The sequence below is a fragment of the Pseudomonas multiresinivorans genome (assembly GCF_012971725.1).
Lineage (GTDB): Bacteria > Pseudomonadota > Gammaproteobacteria > Pseudomonadales > Pseudomonadaceae > Pseudomonas > Pseudomonas multiresinivorans.
In genome coordinates this window covers 5,214,689-5,232,419 of the sequence record NZ_CP048833.1, presented here as the reverse complement: position 1 = coordinate 5,232,419, position 17,731 = coordinate 5,214,689, and the positions used below count along the sequence as shown (strand labels likewise).

14 protein-coding genes are annotated in these 17,731 nt (G+C 67.1%); 8 read left to right on the top strand and 6 right to left on the bottom strand.

Annotated elements, in window-relative coordinates; all coding sequences use genetic code 11:
• Nucleotides 1-41: 41 nt before the first annotated feature.
• Nucleotides 42-767 carry an SDR family oxidoreductase gene (locus G4G71_RS23995; RefSeq protein WP_169940713.1) on the bottom strand — a complete coding sequence of 242 codons (726 nt, stop codon included), beginning with the start codon at nt 765-767 and terminating at the stop codon, nt 42-44.
• A gap of 112 nt (nt 768-879) precedes the next feature.
• On the opposite strand from G4G71_RS23995, the gene G4G71_RS23990 reads away from it, so the two are divergent.
• Entirely contained in the window at nt 880-1,674 is a 795-nt protein-coding gene (locus G4G71_RS23990) for a LysR family transcriptional regulator (protein WP_169940711.1), read from the top strand.
• Between the two features lies 1 nt (nt 1,675).
• On the opposite strand, the gene G4G71_RS23985 is transcribed toward G4G71_RS23990, so the two are convergent.
• Complete coding sequence (locus tag G4G71_RS23985) at nt 1,676-2,872, bottom strand: MFS transporter (RefSeq protein ID WP_169940709.1); 1,197 nt, start codon at nt 2,870-2,872, stop codon at nt 1,676-1,678.
• Between the two features lie 88 nt (nt 2,873-2,960).
• On the opposite strand from G4G71_RS23985, the gene G4G71_RS23980 reads away from it, so the two are divergent.
• Entirely contained in the window at nt 2,961-3,515 is a 555-nt protein-coding gene (locus tag G4G71_RS23980; RefSeq protein WP_169940707.1) for a TetR/AcrR family transcriptional regulator, read from the top strand.
• 107 nt (nt 3,516-3,622) lie between these two features.
• Here G4G71_RS23980 and G4G71_RS23975 read toward each other — a convergent pair whose 3' ends face one another.
• Together G4G71_RS23975 and G4G71_RS23970 are read right to left on the bottom strand one after the other, a co-directional pair.
• Nucleotides 3,623-4,861, bottom strand: a complete 1,239-nt coding sequence (locus tag G4G71_RS23975) for a flavin monoamine oxidase family protein (protein WP_169940705.1) — start codon at nt 4,859-4,861, stop codon at nt 3,623-3,625.
• A 350-nt stretch (nt 4,862-5,211) separates the two neighbouring features.
• A complete protein-coding gene (locus G4G71_RS23970; RefSeq protein ID WP_169940704.1) occupies nt 5,212-6,282 on the bottom strand; it encodes an AbrB family transcriptional regulator in 1,071 nt (356 codons plus the stop codon).
• A 106-nt stretch (nt 6,283-6,388) separates the two neighbouring features.
• Between G4G71_RS23970 and G4G71_RS23965 the strand changes: the two genes are divergently transcribed.
• The gene (locus G4G71_RS23965; protein WP_064979649.1) at nt 6,389-7,291 is read left to right on the top strand and encodes a LysR family transcriptional regulator; all 903 of its coding nucleotides are present in this window, start codon (nt 6,389-6,391) and stop codon (nt 7,289-7,291) included.
• 289 nt (nt 7,292-7,580) lie between these two features.
• Here the strand turns inward: G4G71_RS23965 and G4G71_RS23960 are convergent, their stop codons facing one another.
• Together G4G71_RS23960 and G4G71_RS23955 are read right to left on the bottom strand one after the other, a co-directional pair.
• Complete coding sequence (locus tag G4G71_RS23960; RefSeq protein WP_169940702.1) at nt 7,581-8,363, bottom strand: 2-keto-4-pentenoate hydratase; 783 nt, start codon at nt 8,361-8,363, stop codon at nt 7,581-7,583.
• Between the two features lie 11 nt (nt 8,364-8,374).
• Complete coding sequence (locus G4G71_RS23955) at nt 8,375-9,268, bottom strand: TauD/TfdA dioxygenase family protein (RefSeq protein ID WP_169940700.1); 894 nt, start codon at nt 9,266-9,268, stop codon at nt 8,375-8,377.
• Between the two features lie 123 nt (nt 9,269-9,391).
• Here G4G71_RS23955 and G4G71_RS23950 point away from each other — a divergent pair, with 123 nt between their 5' ends.
• From G4G71_RS23950 to G4G71_RS23930, 5 genes are all read left to right on the top strand, one after another.
• Nucleotides 9,392-10,423, top strand: a complete 1,032-nt coding sequence (locus G4G71_RS23950; protein ID WP_169940699.1) for an AraC family transcriptional regulator — start codon at nt 9,392-9,394, stop codon at nt 10,421-10,423.
• A 344-nt stretch (nt 10,424-10,767) separates the two neighbouring features.
• The gene (gene pvdQ / locus G4G71_RS23945; RefSeq protein WP_169940697.1) at nt 10,768-13,047 is read left to right on the top strand and encodes a bifunctional acylase PvdQ; all 2,280 of its coding nucleotides are present in this window, start codon (nt 10,768-10,770) and stop codon (nt 13,045-13,047) included.
• 186 nt (nt 13,048-13,233) lie between these two features.
• On the top strand, nt 13,234-14,151 hold the full coding sequence (ppk2, locus tag G4G71_RS23940; RefSeq protein WP_169940695.1) for a polyphosphate kinase 2: 918 nt from the start codon (nt 13,234-13,236) through the stop codon (nt 14,149-14,151).
• A 180-nt stretch (nt 14,152-14,331) separates the two neighbouring features.
• Nucleotides 14,332-15,936, top strand: coding sequence for an inorganic phosphate transporter (locus tag G4G71_RS23935; RefSeq protein WP_169940693.1), 1,605 nt, complete (start codon nt 14,332-14,334; stop codon nt 15,934-15,936).
• A 388-nt stretch (nt 15,937-16,324) separates the two neighbouring features.
• The gene (locus G4G71_RS23930; RefSeq protein WP_169942771.1) at nt 16,325-17,563 is read left to right on the top strand and encodes a glutamine synthetase family protein; all 1,239 of its coding nucleotides are present in this window, start codon (nt 16,325-16,327) and stop codon (nt 17,561-17,563) included.
• Nucleotides 17,564-17,731 lie beyond the last annotated feature (168 nt).

Below are 17,731 nucleotides of genomic sequence, written 5' to 3'. Positions count from 1 at the left end.
GCCTCTCCCTCAAGGGGAGGGCTGGGCGGGCCTGGCGCCGATCAAGCCTGCTGCCGAGTCGCCGCCAGGACGATCTCGCGGATGCACACGCCCTGCGGCTGGTTGTAGGCGTAGCCGATGGCGTTGGCCACGTCCTCGGCGCTGAGCACCTTGCCGCCCATCTCGCGTTTCCAGTCCTGGTAGCCGCTCTTGATCGCCTCGTCGGTGGTGTGGCTGAGCAGTTCGGTTTCCACTGCGCCGGGGGCGATGGTCACCACGCGGACGTTGTGCGCCGCCACTTCCTCGCGCAGGTTTTCGGAGATCGCATGCACGGCGAACTTGGTGCCGACATAGGCGACGTGGTTGGGGAAGGTCTTGCGCCCGGCCACCGAGCTGACATTGATCACGCTGCCCTGGTTGCGCTCGACCATGCCCTTGAGCACGGCGTGCACGCCATTGAGCAGGCCCTTCACATTGACGTCGAGCATGCGCTCCCACTCGGCCGGGTCCTGCTCGACCATGTTGCCCAGCAGCATCACGCCGGCGTTGTTCACCAGCGCATCGGCCGGGCCGAAGCGCTTCTCGGCTTCCGCCACGGCGGCCAGCAGGGCTTCGCGGTTGGTCACATCGACGGCACGGCACAGCGCGTTCGGCAGCTTGAGTGCTTCCAGGCGCTCGATGCGCCGGGCGAGCAGCAGCAGCGGGTGACCTTGCTGGGAAAAGAGGCGGGCGGTGGCTTCGCCGATGCCGGAACTGGCGCCGGTGACGATGATCAGGGGCTTGCTCATGGTGGTTCTCCTGCAATCGAAAATCTGGATGCCTGGACGATGCAGTGAAGTATATTTAGCGCTTACCTGCCTGAAAAATGGCTTATTCCTGTGCCTGGTATCGGGAATTCCTATGGATATTCGACAGCTCGCCGCCTTCGTCGCCGTTTTCGAAGAGCGCAACATCACCGCTGCCGCGCAGCGCCTGTTCGTCAGCCAACCCACGTTGTCCGCCACTGTGCGCCAGTTGGAGGAGAGCCTGGGCACCGAGCTGTTCGTGCGCCAACCGCGCGGCGTGGATGTCAGCGAAGCGGCGCGCACTCTGTACCCGCGAGCCCGTGCCCTGCTGGCCGAGGCGGAGGGATTGCGCAAGCTGTTCCGCCAGTCGTCGGAGCGGCAGCCGCTGCATCTGGGCGTGGAAGGGGACATCAGCGCCGAGCAGATCGAGCGCTTCGTCGGCCTGGCCCGGCAGGCGATCCCCAACCTGCAACTGCACCTGGAGGAAGGCTGTGTGGGGGAGGCGCGGCTGGCAGCGGAGGAGTTCTGTTGCGAGGACGAACTGTTCGTTCCGGTGTGGGACGATCCCTACGTATTGGCGCTGCCGCCCGGCGCCGAGACTGTGCCAGTCGACGCGTGGATCACCTGTCCGTCGCACCCGTCGCACCAGCGTTTGATGACTGCCTACGGCAGCGCACCCGTGGTCGCGCAGGCCAGCACCCTGAATCTTGCCCTGCGGCTGGTCAGTGCCGGCCTGGGCTCGGCTATCCTTCCTGCCTCGTTGCTGGGCGGCGCCCCGGCCGTGCGCAGCGGAACCTTGAACCTGCCGCTACCCGTGCGCCGCATCGGCCTTTGCCACGCCGCCCAGGCGCTGGAGCAGCCGGCGGTGCGCGCGCTCTACGACTTCCTGCGCGCCCGCGAGGCGGCCTGATTCAGGCCGGCGCCTTCTGCGCGGCGGGCGCGCGCAAGGACAGCAGCAGGACCAACGACGCCGCAAGAATCTGCAGGCTGGCGTAGCCGTTGGTGGTGGCGACCAGTCCATAACGCTGGATCGCCAGCCCGGCGAGGATCGCCGGCACGCTGAAGGCCAGGTAGCTGAGCACGTAGAAACTCGCCATCAGTGCACCGCGCTCGTGGGCGTGGGCCAGCGGCACCACCGAGCGCAATGCGCCGAGGAAGGCGCCGCCAAAGCCAAGGCCCGCCACCGCAGTGCCGAGGAAGAACAGCCAGAGGTTGGAGGAGTCCACGCCGAGCAGGGTAATCAGCAGGCCAATGATCAGCGCCAGTCCGCCGCGGCGCAGGATGACCGCTGCCGGCCGGTTGCGCAGCGCGACGATCGCCACGGCGCCGCAGAAGCACAGCAGCGACACCAGCCCACCGCCGATCATCGGCACCTGCAGACTGGTCACCTGGCGCGCCAGGGTCGGGCCCAGCGACAGGTAGAAACCGCCCAGCGCCCAGAGGCTGGCGTTCAGCGGCGCCACGCTCCAGAACGCCCGGCGCGCCTGCGGGGGAATGCGGATGCGCGGCTTCAGCGAGGCCCAGGCGCCGGGCTGCGGGCTGACGCTTTCCGGCAACCAGCGCAGCAGCATCAGTGCCAGCGCGAACACCGCCAGCAACCAGACATAGACGCGGTGCAGCGGGTCGCCGCCGAACTGCACCAGTGCGCTGCTGCCCAGTGCGCCCAGCGCCATGCCAAGCATGGGCGCGACGCTGTTGATCAACGGGCCGCGCTCGCGGTCGATGTCGAGCATGGCGGCGCCCACTACAGCGGTCGCGATGCCGGTGGCGAAGCCTTGCAGCAGGCGCGCGGCGATCAGCAGTTCCACCGAGTTGGCGTAGAGGAACACGCTCATCGCCAGCAACTCGATGATCAGCGCCGCACGGATCAGCGGGCGGCGGCCGAGGTAGTCCGACAGCGAACCGAACACCAGCAGCGCCAGCATCAGCCCGCCGGCGTAGATGCTGAATGCCAGCGTCAGCAGGGCGGGGGAGAACTGCCAGGACTCGCGGTACAGCGCATAGAGCGGCGTGGGCGCGGCAGCGGCGGCGAGGAAGGCCATGAGGATCGCGGTCAGCAGCAGAGCCGGGAAAAAGCCGGGCACGCTTTTAGGTAATGTCTGTGCCATGATTCAGCTCGCAAAGGCTAAGATTTTGCTTTTGCGAGATGCTGGACCCGTTTTCGGATAAAAGCAAATTCTTTGCGTTAAGGTGCTTATGGCAATCAATCAGGGTGTTCGTCCGGGCGGCCGCAGCGCGCGGGTGCAGGCGTCGGTGCACAAGGCTGTCCAGGAGTTGCTGGAAGAGCGCGACCGCGCGGAACTGACCGTGCCGCTGATCGCGGCGCGCGCCGGTGTCACGCCCTCGACCATCTACCGGCGCTGGGGCGACCTCAGCGAGTTGCTCGGCGATGTCGCGCTGGAGCGCATCCGCCCGGATGCCGAGCCGGCCGATACCGGCAGCCTGCGCGGCGACCTGCTGGCCTGGGGCGAGCAGTACATGGAGGAGACCGCCTCGGTGCCCGGCCGCGCGGTAGTGCTCGACCTGCTGGCCGCTGGCGGCGGCTGCTCCGGGCGCTGCATGGCGATTGCCTGCGGCCAGTTCGACATCATCCTGCTGCGGGCCAAGGGGCGCGGCGAGAAGCTGCCGGAGGTCGACCGCATCGTCGACCGGCTGATGGCGCCGCTGGTGTACCGCATCCTGTTTTCCGGCGAGGAGCTGGATACGGGCTATGTCGAGCGGTTGGTCGATCTGACGCTGGAAGGGCTCTGAGCGCCACGCTTGGATTCCCTGTAGGACCGAGGGGGGCGCCTAGCTCTTGCTCGCGAACCGACCCGCACTGGAGTCGCCGGAAAATTCGTTCGCGAGCAAGCTCGCTCCTACAGGTGTTTCTGCTGAACCGCTTTGGCCCAGGCGCGCAGAGCCGAGCAGGCTGCGGCGACGACCTCTTCATCCGTTCGCCCCGCGAATACGCGCTCCAGTGCATCTGCGGCGATCAACCCGGCGATCGTGGGCGTGCCCACTGCTTCAGTGAGATCGAGCCATTCGCCGAAGCTGGCTGGCGTGTCGTACCAGCGCAGATACCCCGACGGCGACACCGGCCACCAGCGCTCCTCGAATTGCAGCACGACCTTCTCCAGCTGCCCCATCCCCAGGTGCTCCAGCGCATCCTGCTGCGCTGGCGGCAAAGGCGGATTGAAGCGAATATCGCGCAGCACGCCGATGGGCACGGTACAGATGCAGAAGTCCCAGCTTTCGTCGCCTGCCCGCACTTTTGCCCCCGACCAGTCGATGTCTGCCACTGGCTGGTTCAGGCGGATATCTAGCCCTTGGGCGAGGTACGCGACAAGCTGTGAATAGCCTTGCGGCAGGAAGCGGTCGCCGGCGCCGACACCTTCCTCGTCCAGCGCATCCACCGACAGTGATTCCAGGGGCAGGCAGGCTTCCAGGATCAGGTTGGCGTCCAGGGCGAAGCGGGTGGCGCGACGGGTTTCTTCGTCGCGATCCTGCAGATAGCGCGTGACGCCTTCCGCCAGCGGCAACTGGCGGTCGATCCCGGCGCGCAGGGCTTCCCAGGCGGCATCGATGTCCGGCACCGGGCCGTCGGCCGCAGCGGCCAGGGGGTGGCTGAAATCGGTTGCCTGCAACGGCAGGCCCAGTTGCTGTGCGTGCGCGGCGAGTGCGTTGTCGTCGAACTGCTGCAACCAGGCGGCGCCTTCGTCTGCCTTTATCGAACCGAGCGAAATACTGTGCACGCGGCCGCCGAGACGACCACGGGCTTCCAGCACCACGCACTCGATAGCGGCCTCCCGGAGGCGGCGTGCTGCAGCAAGTCCGGCGAAACCTGCGCCAATTACCAGTACCCGGCGAGCGCCGCTTTCGATGGCCGCTTCGGCGGCGCGCAGGCCATCGTCCCAGGCGCCGTGGGTCATGGCGGGAGCAACGGGATTGCAGGCTTCGCCGGCCAGCACCAGCTTGCCGCCCAGGACCTCACCCAGCCGGCGCCGATGCTCCGGCGTGCCGCCGGGCAGCAGGGTGCTGTAGGCGCCGCGGCTGAATGGGTCGTCGCTCCAGTGGGTGACGTGGAAGGCAGTGGGGCGGTGGCGAAGGCTATCCATGGCGGGCTCGCTCGGTGAAGGAGCGACGACCTTAGCGGGGGTGGGTTCGCCGGCACAAGGTCGCGGGTGGGCGCGTTGTGTAGGAGCGAGCTTGCTTGCGAAGGGAGTCGGCCGGCGGCCCCAGGGTTGGGCGGTTCGCGAGCAAGCTCGCTCCTACAAAATCAAGAGCCCCCTCACCCGAACCTCTCCCTGGGGGAGAGGGGATCGTTCGGTGCAGGATGAAACTTCGGCGTCAGCCGGCACGGACGGCTCCCTCTCCCTCCGGGAGAGGGCTGGGGTGAGGGGATTTCAGTGGCGCAAATTGACCGAAGAAGACAGTTGCTCCTACAGGCCCAGGCCCAGCCCCAGGCTCAGGCGCGGCTCAGGCGAATCACCGTGCGTGCGACGGAAACCCCGGTAAATAGCACTACGAACAGCCGCAGCGTCTGCATCGCCAGCACCAGGCCGACGTCGGAATGGGTGTCCACCGCGATGATCGCCATGGCATCCAGGCCGCCGGGGCTGGTGGCGAGGTAGAGGGAGAGGAAATCCATCCCGGTGATGGCCGCCAACGCCCAGGCGAACAGCGCGCAGCTGGCGATCAGCGCCAGTGCGCTGACCAGCATGGCCGGCAGGTGGCGCCCGACGTAGGCGAGGCTTTCGCGGTCGAAGCGCAGGCCGATGTAGCAGCCGATCACGCCGTAGGCGCTGGCCAGCAACCAGTGCGGCAGGGTGATGTGCAGCACGCCGGTGAGCTGAAGAATCGCTCCGGCCACCAGCGGCACCAGCAGCGGACCGGCCGGCAGCTTCGCGCCGGCAGTGGTGCAGACGAAGATCAGCAGCAGGCAGTTGATCAGGTCGGGCAGGGTGGCGGTGTCGATGATCGGCGTGCTGTGCGCCACTGAACCGCCGCCCTCGATGCCGAGGAAGCGCCCGACCAGGGCACCGGCCATGACCACGCAGACCACCCGCACGTACTGCATGGTGGCGACCACGCGCGGGTCGGCGCCGTTGGCTTCGGCCATCGACACCATGGCCGCCGCGCCGCCCGGCGCGGTGCCCCAGGCGGCCGTGCTGCCGGGGATGCCGCCGAAACGCACCATGGCATAGCTGACGGCAGCGGACAGCAGCACGGTGAGCAGCGTGGCGCTGAGCATCAGCGGCCAGGAGTCGACCATCGCCTGCAGCACCGACCAGCTCATGGCGTGGGCGACCAGCAGGCCGATGCAGCCCTGGCTGAGGCGGAAGGCACTGCGCGGCAGGCGGATTTCCGCGCCGCTGACGCCGAAGGCGATCGCCACCAGCATGGGCCCGAGGAACAGCGCGGCAGGGATGCCGAGCCAGGTCAGCAGCTGCCCGGCGCCTGCGGCCCCGAGCGCCAGGGTCAGCCATTGCAGACTGACGGGGATACGGGCGACGAAGAGGGCGGGGCGACTGGACACGGACGGCTCCGGACGGGGAAGACGGAGAAATTATCGGTAGCCGGATCGATCAAGTCTATTTTCTAATAGTCATGAATCCATTCCTGAAATTTATCGGTTGGCCGCCATGGACCTGCGTGATCTCGCCTACTTCGAAACCATCGCCGAACTTGGCCACCTGGGGCGCGCGGCCGAGCGCCTAGGGCGCAGCCAGCCGGCGCTGACCAAGAGCATCCAGCGCCTGGAGGAATCCCTTGGCGCGCGCTTGTTCCAGCGCGATGGCCGACGGATTCGCCTGACGCCGGCCGGCGAACTGATGCTCCAGCGCGCCCGGCAACTTCGTCAGGACATCGAGGAAACTCGCCGCGAGGTGCGCGATTTCGCCAGTGGTGTCGTAGGCAATATCCGCCTGGGCTGCGCGGCGACCATGGCCGAGTACCTGTTGCCGCGCCTCACCGAGGACCTTCTGGCCCGTGCGCCGGAGGTCACCATGAGCCTGGTGCTGGGCCAGGACGACGTGCTGCGCGAAGCGTTGCGCAGCGGGCGGCTGGACATGGCGATCTGCTCGCGGATCGTCGATGACCCGCAACTGAGCAGCGAGCCATTACTGCAGGATCAGGTGGTAGTGGTCGCCAGCCGCGACCATCCGATCTTCGACGCACCCGTAGCCATGGCCGACCTGTGCCGCTATCGCTGGGTACTGCCGGCGACCGGGGTGTCGTCGCGGCGCTGGATGGACGCCACCTTCCAGGCCCACCAACTGCCTATGCCGCAGGTGCAGATCGAGACCAATGCGATTCCCATGCTGCCCAACCTGATCGCCCGTACCCGCCTGCTCAGCTTCATCGCCCGCGAGGCGCTCGCCGGCGGGCACGGCATGGACCAGTTGCGCGAGGTGCAGTTGGCCGAGACCACGCTGACACGGACCATAGGGCTGGCCGTGCGCGAGGGCGCCTACCTGTCACCGGCTGCACAGTTGCTGCGGGGGATGTTGCGCGAGCATGCAGGGCGGTTCGGCGCGGAGCTCTGACGGCGCGTGGGCACAGAACCCCTAGGGCGAATAACGCCTTGGCGTTATCCGCCGTGAGTTTTCGGCGGATAACCTGTTCCAGGTTATGCGCCCTACGCTGCTGGGGGAGCATCCAGGGCGGTTCGCAGCGGAGTTGTAGCGGCGTGCGGGCACAGAACCCGTAGGGCGAATAACGCCCTGGCGTTATCCGCCGCGAGTTACTGGCGGATAACCGGTTCCAGGTGATGTGCCTTACGCCGCTGGGAGAAGCGCGGAGCGCAGTTGCAAGAGACCGGGCCCGTCCTCTCCGTCATTGCTCGAAGCTGCAGCCGACGCGTCCCAGCCCCTCGATTTCCAGCTCGAATAGATCCCCCGGCGCAACCGGCGACATCGGCGCCAGGGCTCCGCACAGCAGGACGTCTCCCGCCTTGAGCGGCGCGTCCAGGCGTGCCATGCGTCGCGCCAGCCAGAGGCCGATGTCGAGCATCGCCCCGAGGGTCGTCCGGGTCGGCGGGAAGGCCGGCACGCCGTTGCGGAGCAGTTGCACTGCCAGCGCGGCGTCTTCCAGTCTTTCCAGCGCCACCGGTTGGTCGCCGGTCAGGTAGAGGCCCGCGCAGAGGTTATCGGCCACCGAGTCGAGCAGGCCGATCTGCCAGTTGGCCACGGCGGTGTCGTTGATCTCGATGGCCGGGACCGCACCTTCGATGCAGGCGCGAAAAGTGGCCAGATCGAGCTCTCCCGTCGGCAGGTCGCGGCCGATGAGCAGGGCGACTTCCGCCTCGATTCGCGGTTGCAGCAGGCGTTCGCGGGCGATAAGCGCGCCGGATCGACAGCGCAGGCTGGCGAGCAAGCGGCCATGAATCGGTTCGCCGACCTTGAGCGCCGCCTGCATCGCCGGCGAGATCAGCCCGGCCTTGGCGCCCGCCAGGCGTTCGCCACCAGCCAGCGCGAGGTCGATGCCCAGCGCCTGCACGCGATAGGCGTCGTCCAGCCCGGTGAGCTCATAGTGTGCCGCCGGCGCGGCGATGGGCGTTCGGCTGGCCCGCGCCTCGGCCAGGGCGTGGGCGGCGGAGTGGAGATTGTCGGTCGTCATTGTCGGGCTCCTCAGCGGCTCGGCACTTCGCCCACCACGGTGGTGCGGTACATCTCCCGGCGCATGCCGTGGTAGTCCGACACCGGGTAGTGCCAGGTGCTGCGGTTGTCCCAGATCGCCAGGGTGCCGGCGGTCCAGCGCATGCGGCAGGTGAAGGCCGGCTGGGTGGCGATGCCGAACAGGTAGTCCAGCAGCGGCTGCGACTCGGCCGGGCGCATGCCCTTGATGCCGCTGGTGTAGGCCGGGTTGATGTAGAGGACCTTCTTGCCGGTCTCCGGGTGTTTGATCACCAGCGGGTGCGAGCGCACTTCGCCATCGTGGTTGCCGTAGCGCACCGCCATGTTCTCCATCAGGTCGTTGTGCTTGGCTTCCGCGCCGTAGGCGCGCTCCGGGCTATGGATGGCGTCGAGGGTTTCCAGCTGTGCACGAAGCTTCGGCGACAGCCATTCGTAGGCCAGCGCCAGGTTGGCATAGAGGGTGTCGCCGCCGAAAGGCGGGATGTCGTGGCCGTAGAGCAGGGTGAAAGCCGGCGGGCGCTCCTGAAACGACCAGTCGCTGTGCCAGGCGCCGCCGAACACCACCGGGGTCTTTTCGTTGGCTTCCTTCACCACCCGCACCACGTGCGGATGATCGTCCATGCCGACCACGTAGGGTTCGCGGCCGAATTCACCGAAGCGCAGGGTCACGGCTTCGAGGTTTTCCACGCTCAGGTCCTGCCCGCGGATGAACAGCACCTTGTGCGCCAGCAGTGCCTGGCGCAGCTCGGCGTAGCCGTCGTCGCCCAGGGTGGTCAGATCAAGGTCGCTGACGTCCGCACCGATGGCGCCGGTGGCCGGGACGATGCGGAAGTGCTTGTACTCGGCGGCGCGATTCTGGCTCGGCAACGCGTAGAAGAACTCGAACATGGGGAAGCCTCTTGTGAGTGTTATTGGCACCTCAAGCATGGTCAGCGCCGTCACTTTCTTCCATGATCAAGTCCGCCAAAAATTGACTTTTCCCGCCATGCAGCGGCCAACAAGGAATTCGTGATGGACTGGCGCCAGACCCGCGAAATCACCGGAGTGCAGTACCTGCTCGATAGCGCCCGCGACGAAGGCATCGACGCCGACGATTGCCTGGTGGGCAGCGCCATCTCGCCCGCCGACCTGCAGGCGCGCGCCGGGCGCATCCAGGCGTGGCAGGAGCTGGCGGTGATCCGCAACCTGTTGCAGCGCAGGGACAGGCCGGGCCTGGGTTTGGCCACCGGGCGGCGCTATCACCTGACGTCGCTGGGGCTGCTGGGTTTCACCATGCTCGCCAGCCGCACCCTGCAGGAAGCCTTCGAAACCTTCGGCCGTTACCAGAGCCTGGCCCTGACCCTTTGCCCCGTGAGCAGCGAGGCGGAGGCGCGCGGGGTGTGGCTGGTGTACGACGACCGCGTACTGCCCGAGGATGCCCGTGCCTTCGTGGTGGAGCGCGGCATCGCCGGTTGCTGGCAACTGTCCGGCGAATTGCTGCAGCGGCCGCTGCAGCCCCTGGCCATCGAACTGCGCTGCCCGGCGCCAGCCGATGCCAGCGTGTTCCGCGACATCTTCGGCATCGAGCCGCTGTTCGAGGCGCCACGCAACGCCATGCTCTTTGCCCTGGAAGACCTGCAGGCGCCGTTGCCGCAAGCGCAGATCAGCGCGCGGGACAGCGGCGAGCAGCTCTGCGAGCGCCTCTGTGGAGAGTTGGCGCTGACCCTGGCTGCCACGCCTACCGCGCGGCAGGTCCAGCAATTGTTGTTGCGTGATTCCGCCAGCCTGCTCGGCGCTGCCGCAGTGGCCGAGCGACTGGGTCTTTCCGAGCGCACGCTGCAACGGCGCCTGGCGCAGGAGGGGCAGAGCTTGCAGGGGCTGAATGACGGCATCAAACGGCGTCTGGCCGAGCGCCTGCTATGCGAATCGCGGATGGATCTGCATGGCATCGCGCAGTGCTTGGGCTATGCCGAGGCGGCGAGTTTCTCCCGCGCTTTCCAGCGCTGGACGGGGCAGTCGCCCGGTCGTTGGAAGCGTCAGTCCGGAACCCTCCCGGCGCCCTGAAGTCGAACCGCCCGCGACGCCTCTGGAACGGTCGAAAGTCGCGAGATAGAGCCTTTTCGTGTGGCCGATTGCCATCGGCCACGGGTTAATTTCGCGCGCGGCCCATCCGTTCCCCTGAAGAGGCGCGTCGCTTTTTCGCGAGGCCCCCGACAAGAAAAAGGAGAACCCATGTCCTCAGCAACCTGCCTGCGCGCGTGCCTCGGAAGGCGCGGCGCGATGACCTTCAGCGCACTGCATTGGCCGGCGTGAGCCGCCCTCCAACCCTTGCACCGGCACCGCGCGAGCGGCGCGGCCGCGTGCCCCTGGCCGGGCATCCGGCCGTCATCCGAGCATTGAGGGAATCAATGAGCAAGACCTTCCGACTGGCCGCCGTGGCCGGCAGCCTGCTGGCTTCCGGACTGCCCGCGCTGGCCTATGGCGCCGAACTCGAGGCGCAGATCCGCTGGACCCGCTACGGCATCCCGCACATCCAGGCCAGGGACGAACTGGGCCTGGGCTACGGCATCGGCTACGCCTATGCCCGCGACAACGCCTGCCTGCTGGCCGAGGAAGTCCTCACCGCGCGGGGCGAACGCTCGCGCTACTTCGGCGTGGACGGCAAGTCCTCCGCCGGCGTCGGCAACCTGCCCTCCGACTTCTTCTACACCTGGCTCAACGACAACGAATCCCTGCGTCGCCTGCGCAGCGCCCAGCCGCAGCCGATCCGTGATCTGCTCGATGGCTACGCGGCCGGCTACAACCGCTGGCTTTGGGATACCCAGGCGGCCGGCACGCAGTGCGCGGGCAAGGCCTGGCTGCGCCCGCTGGAGGCTGACGACCTGCTGCGCCTGACCCGCCGGCTGCTGGTGCAATCCGGTGCCGGGCAGTTCGCCGAGGCGATGATGGCAGCGACGCCGCCGGGCCAGGCGACGTCCTCCATCGTCAGCGACGGCGAGGTGCTGGCGGCGATGGATCGCCGCGAGAACTTCCACCAGAACCACGGCAGCAACGCCGTCGCCGTGGGCAGCGAGCGTTCTGCGGACGGCAACGGCCTGCTGCTGGCCAACCCGCATTTCCCCTGGTTCGGCGCGCTGCGCTTCTACCAGATGCACCTGACCATTCCCGGCCAGCTCGATGTGATGGGCGCTTCGCTGCCGGGCATGCCGCTGGTGAACATCGGCTTCAGCAAGGACCTCGCCTGGAGCCACACGGTGGACACCTCCAGCCACTTCACCTTGTATCGACTGGACCTCGACCCGCAGGACCCGCACAGCTACCTCGTCGATGGCCAGTCGCGGCCGTTGAAGGAAATCACCCTGCGCGTTCGCGTGCTGGAGCCCAATGGCCGAGTGGGTACGCGTAGTCATACGCTGTACGAGTCCGAGTACGGCCCGCTGCTCAGCGTGCCCGGCAAATTCCCCTGGAACGCCAACGAAGCCTTCGCGGTGCGCGACGCCAACCTGGGCAACGACCGCGTGCTGCAGCAGTGGTACGCCATCGATCACGCGCGCAGCCTGGATGAGCTGCGCGATAGCGTCGAGCGCGTGCAGGGCATTCCGTGGGTCAACACCCTGGCCACTGACGCAGAAGGCAAGGTGCTCTACCTCAATCAATCGGTGGTGCCTTACCTGAGCCAGCAGCAATTGGCCGACTGCGCGATCCCCGAGTTCCAGAAGCAGGGCCTGCCGGTGCTGCAGGGCGGACGCCGCGCCTGCAACTGGTCCAGCGCACCGGGGGCGCGCCACGCCGGCCTTACGCCGCCGGAGCAGATGCCGGCGCTGGAGCGCCAGGACTTCGTGCAGAACTCCAACGACAGCGCCTGGCTGAGCAACCCGGCGCAGCCGCTGACCGGCTTCTCGCCGCTGGTGAGCCGCGATTCGATTCCGGTCAGTGCCCGTGCACGTTTCGCCCTGGAGCGCCTGAAGGGCGACGGCAAGATCGGTCCGGACGATCTGCAGAAGATGGTCACCGACAACCGCGTCTACGTGGCCGACATGCTCCTCGACGACCTGCTGCAACTCTGCAAGCCGGCCCCGGCGGGCGCGGAGGCGGCCTGCGCCGCGCTGGGCTCTTGGGACCGCCACGTCAACCTCGACAGCAATCCCGGCTTCGCCTACTTCCAGGCCTTCGTCGCGCGCTTCCTGAAGATCGACGGCGGCTGGCGCCTGCCCTTCGATCCCAAGCTGCCGCTGGCCACGCCCTCGGGAATCGCCCTGGACAAACCGGAGGTCCGTGAGCAGGCGCAGCAGGCCCTGGTAGCCGCCGGGCAGGAGATCGACGCCCGCAAGATCCAGGCGGATGAGAAGTGGGGAGAGCTGCAACTGACCGGCGACCAGGCCAATCCCCAGGGCATTCCCGGTGGCACCGGCAACGAGGGCGTGTACAACGCCATCACTTCGCAGTGGCAGGGCGACCATTACCGTGTGCTCAGCGGCAGCAGCTATATCCAGCTGGTCGACTTCACCGCCGACGGGCCGAAGGCGCGCGGGCTGCTGGCGTTCTCGCAGTCCAGCGAACCCGGCTCGCCGCACCATCGGGACCAGACGGAGCTGTTCGCCCGGCAGCAATGGCCGGAGCTGCCGTTTACCGACGAGCAGATCAAGGCCGATCCGGAGCTGAAGGTGATGGAGTTGCGCGAGCGGTGAGCTGAGCTCACGGATCTTGTAGGAGCGAGCTTGCTCGCGAACGGTGCTCTCCGGCAGCTCGGAGCTGTGCGGTTCGCGAGCAAGCTCGCTCCTACAGGCCGATCACTGGCACGGCGACCGCTGTCACCAGCCTGACACCGTCGGGGCCTAGTCTGGCGGCAAAGCCCCGACGCGTAGGCCGCCGCCATGCCCCTGACCAATGAATCCGTGATCCGCCGCATCCACCGCGAACTGCTCGACCACAGCGACGAAGAGCTGGAGCTGGAACTGCTGGAAGACGTGCGCAACCTCGACGAGCTGTTCGACGAGCACGCTGACGTCGACGAGGAGAAGCTCGCCCGCCGTCGCTACTTCAGCGAACTGTTCCGCCTGCAGGGCGAGCTGGTGAAACTGCAGAGCTGGGTGGTGAAGACCGGCCACAAGGTGGTGATTCTTTTCGAGGGCCGTGACGCGGCGGGCAAGGGCGGCGTGATCAAGCGCATCACCCAACGCCTCAATCCGCGCGTGTGCCGGGTCGCCGCGCTGCCCGCGCCGAACGACCGCGAGCAGACCCAGTGGTACTTCCAGCGCTACGTCTCGCACCTGCCGGCGGCGGGGGAGATCGTCCTGTTCGACCGCAGCTGGTACAACCGCGCCGGAGTCGAGCGGGTCATGGGGTTCTGCAACGACGAGCAGTACGAGGAGTTCTTCCGCAGCGTGCCGGAGTTCGAGCGCATGCTGGCGCGCTCGGGCATCCAGCTGATCAAGTACTGGTTCTCCATCTCCGACGACGAACAGCACCTGCGCTTCCTCAGCCGCATCCACGACCCGCTCAAGCAGTGGAAGCTCAGCCCCATGGATCTGGAGTCGCGCCGGCGTTGGGAGGCCTACACCAAGGCCAAGGAAATCATGCTGGACCGCACCCATATTGCCGAGGCGCCCTGGTGGGTGGTGCAGGCCGACGACAAGAAGCGCGCGCGGCTGAACTGCATCAGCCACCTGTTGAAGCTGATCCCCTATGAGGACGTGGAGCATCCGTCGGTGATCCTGCCCGCGCGGCAGCGCAACGAGGATTACTCGCGCACGCCGACCCCACGGGAAATCGTGGTGCCGGAGGTTTACTGAGACTGGTTGGGCAGAGCTTTTCGTAGGAGCGAGCTTGCTCGCGAACCCGGCCGATTGCTGCGGTGTCAGGCGGTTCGCGAGCAAGCTCGCTCCTACAGCGTCCGGTGCCTGGCATTGAGACATGACCTGTAACATTCCCCGCCGATCATGACCGGGACATCCCCCCACCGGGTTCCCAGCATGACCACCGATACCCTGGCCGTTCCCGTCGCCGAAGAACGGCCCCATCTGGAACGCAAGCCCGGCCGCATTACCGTCTTCATCTTCTTCGCAGTGCTTGCCGTCGGCCTGCTGTTCTCGGCCTGGAGCCTGGTTCGTGACGTCGACGACGTCACCACTGCGGTCACCACCTGGACGCCGTTCCTGCTGCTCGGGGTCGCCCTGTTCATCGCCCTGGGCTTCGAGTTCGTCAACGGCTTCCACGACACCGCCAACGCAGTGGCCACCGTCATCTATACGCACTCGCTGCCGCCGCACTTCGCGGTGGTCTGGTCGGGCTGCTTCAACTTCCTGGGCGTGCTGCTCTCCAGCGGCGCGGTGGCCTTCGGCATCATCGCCCTGCTGCCGGTGGAGCTGATTCTGCAGGTCGGTTCTTCGGCCGGTTTCGCCATGGTCTTCGCCCTGCTGATTGCGGCCATACTGTGGAACCTCGGCACCTGGTGGCTGGGCTTGCCGGCGTCGTCCTCGCACACGCTGATTGGCTCGATCATCGGCGTGGGCATCGCCAATGCGCTGATGCACGGCCGCGATGGCACCAGTGGCGTCGACTGGGCGCAGGCGACCAAGGTCGGCTACTCGCTGCTGCTCTCGCCGCTGATCGGTTTCGTCTGCGCCGCGCTCCTGCTGCTGGCGCTGCGCCTGCTGGTGAGGAACCGCGCGCTGTACAAGGCGCCCAAGGGCAAGACGCCGCCGCCGTGGTGGATTCGTGGTCTGCTGATTCTCACCTGCACCGGCGTGTCCTTCGCCCACGGCTCCAACGACGGGCAGAAGGGCATGGGCCTGATCATGCTGATCCTGGTCGGCACTCTGCCGATGGCCTACGCGCTGAACCGCACCATGCCGGCGGACCAGACCGTACAGTTCGTCGCCATCGCCGAAGTCACCCAGCAGGCGCTGGTCCGCGCCGCGCCGCAGCCGGCCCCGGCCGACCCGCGCGCGGTGCTCTCGGAATACGTGCGGACCAAGGAAGCCAAGCCGGAACTGATCCCGGCGTTGGCGGCGCTGACCGGCGCCATCGGCGCGGAAGTGAAGGGCTACGGCAGCCTCGCTCGCGTGCCGGCCGAAGCCATGGGCAACGTGCGCAACGACATGTACCTGACCAGCGAAGCGATCCGCCTGATGGACAAGGACAAGGTCGGCAACTTCGACGCGGACACCACCAGCAAGCTGGCCGCGTTCAAGGGCAAGATCGACGAATCGACCCGCTTCATCCCGCTGTGGGTGAAGGTCGCCGTGGCCATCGCCCTCGGCCTGGGCACCATGGTCGGCTGGAAGCGCATCGTCGTGACCGTAGGCGAGAAGATCGGCAAGACCCACCTGACCTACGCCCAGGGCGCCTCGGCGGAGCTGGTGGCGATGATGACCATCGGCGCGGCGGACATGTACGGGTTGCCGGTATCGACGACCCACGTGCTGTCTTCCGGCGTCGCCGGCACCATGGCCGCCAACGGCTCGGGCCTGCAGATGCGCACCATCCGCAACCTGCTGATGGCCTGGGTGCTGACCCTGCCGGCGGCCATCGTGCTCTCCGCTTCGCTGTACTGGCTGTTCACCCACCTGTTCTGAGGGCGGGTGGCTCAATGAAAACGCCGCTCCCCGGAGCGGCGTTTTCATTGGCGTGCATTCACCTTGTAGGAGCGAGCTTGCTCGCGAACAAATCATCCGGCGACTTGGAAGCTGGGCGGGTTCGCGAGCAAGCTCGCTCCTACACGTGTCCTGCCTGCGATCCGGCAAGGAAAATCCGATCTTCGGCCCGCTTGAAATATCGAACGCGTGGTGCGTATTTTGTACGGGCTCGCGTACCTCGCGCGGCGTCCTGTGACACGGACAAGAAGAACAAGGATAAGAAGTCATGAGTAACGATCTAGGAATCCCGCTCGCCGAACGCCTGGCTGGAGTGGAAGAGATCGAGTGCGTCACCCCCGACCTCAACGGGGTGCCGCGTGGCAAGGTGATGACCGGCGAGGGCTTCCTCACCGGGCGCCGGCTGCAACTGGCGCGCGGCGTCCTGCTGCAATGCATCATGGGCGGTTACCCGCCGGCCAAGTATTACGGCAGCGACGACGGCGACCTCGCCCTGATCGCCGAGCCCACCCAGATCCACCGCCTGCCCTGGAGCGACGAACCCCGCGCCTTCGCCATCTGCGATGCGGTGGAGCTCGACGGCCAGCCTTCCGGCCTGTCCACCCGTGGCCTGCTCAAGCAGGTCGTGGCGCGCTACGCCGAGCGCGGCTGGAGCCCGGTGGTGGCGACCGAGCTGGAGTTCTTCGTGTTCGCGCCCAATCCCGACGCCAACGAGCCCTTCCAGGCGCCGCTCGGCCTCGACGGCCGCCGCGAGATCGGCCACTCGGCTTTCAGCGTGTCCTCCAACAACGGCCTGCGGCCGTTCTTCCAGGACGTCTACCGCTGCATGGAAGCGGTGGGGCTGGAACGCGACACCTTCATGCACGAGATGGGCACCACCCAGTTCGAGATCAACTTCCTGCATGGCGACCCGGTGCTGCTGGCCGACCAGACCTTCCTGTTCAAGCACCTGCTCAAGGAAGTCGCACTCAAGCACGGGCTGATCGTGGTGTGCATGGCCAAGCCGCTGGCGCACACGCCGGGCAGTTCGATGCACATCCACCAGAGCGTCGTCGATGGCGAAGGCCGCAACATCTTCACCGATGCCAATGGCGAGGCCACGCCGGCCTTCCGGCATTTCATCGGTGGCCAACAGGCGTGCCTGGCGGACTTCACCCTGCTGTTCGCGCCGAACGTGAACTCCTTCCAGCGCCTGTGCCATCCCTACGCGTCGCCGAACAACGCCTGCTGGTCCCATGACAACCGTGCGGCCGGCCTGCGCATTCCGGCCAGCGCACCGGTGGCCCGGCGGGTGGAAAACCGCCTGGCCGGCGCCGACGCCAACCCCTATCTGGCTATTGCCGCCAGCCTGGCCGCCGGCCTGCATGGCATCGAGCAGGCGCTGGAGCCCACCGCGCCGATCCAGGGTGAGTTCGAGGTGCCGGATGAACTGCTGCTGCCGTGCACGATGTACGACGCGATGCAGCGTCTCAAACGCAGCGAACTGGCCCGCGAGGTGTTCGGCAACGAGTTCATCGACGGCTACTGCGCGACCAAGTCCATGGAGCTGACCAGCTTCTTCGACGAGATCAGCCCGTGGGAGCGCCGCGTACTCGCTGCCCAGGCCTGATGTAAAAAGCGCTGACGCGCGTGCCCGCCGACACAGCTGCGGCGAAAGTCTGATGCAGCTGTGATCGGCGCCTATCTCCAGGCGATCTTCAAGCCATCCTCGTTCATCCCGCCGGTATCCTTCGAACTGGCCCGCATCACCGGGCGCGACACTCGCTATTCCGGGCCC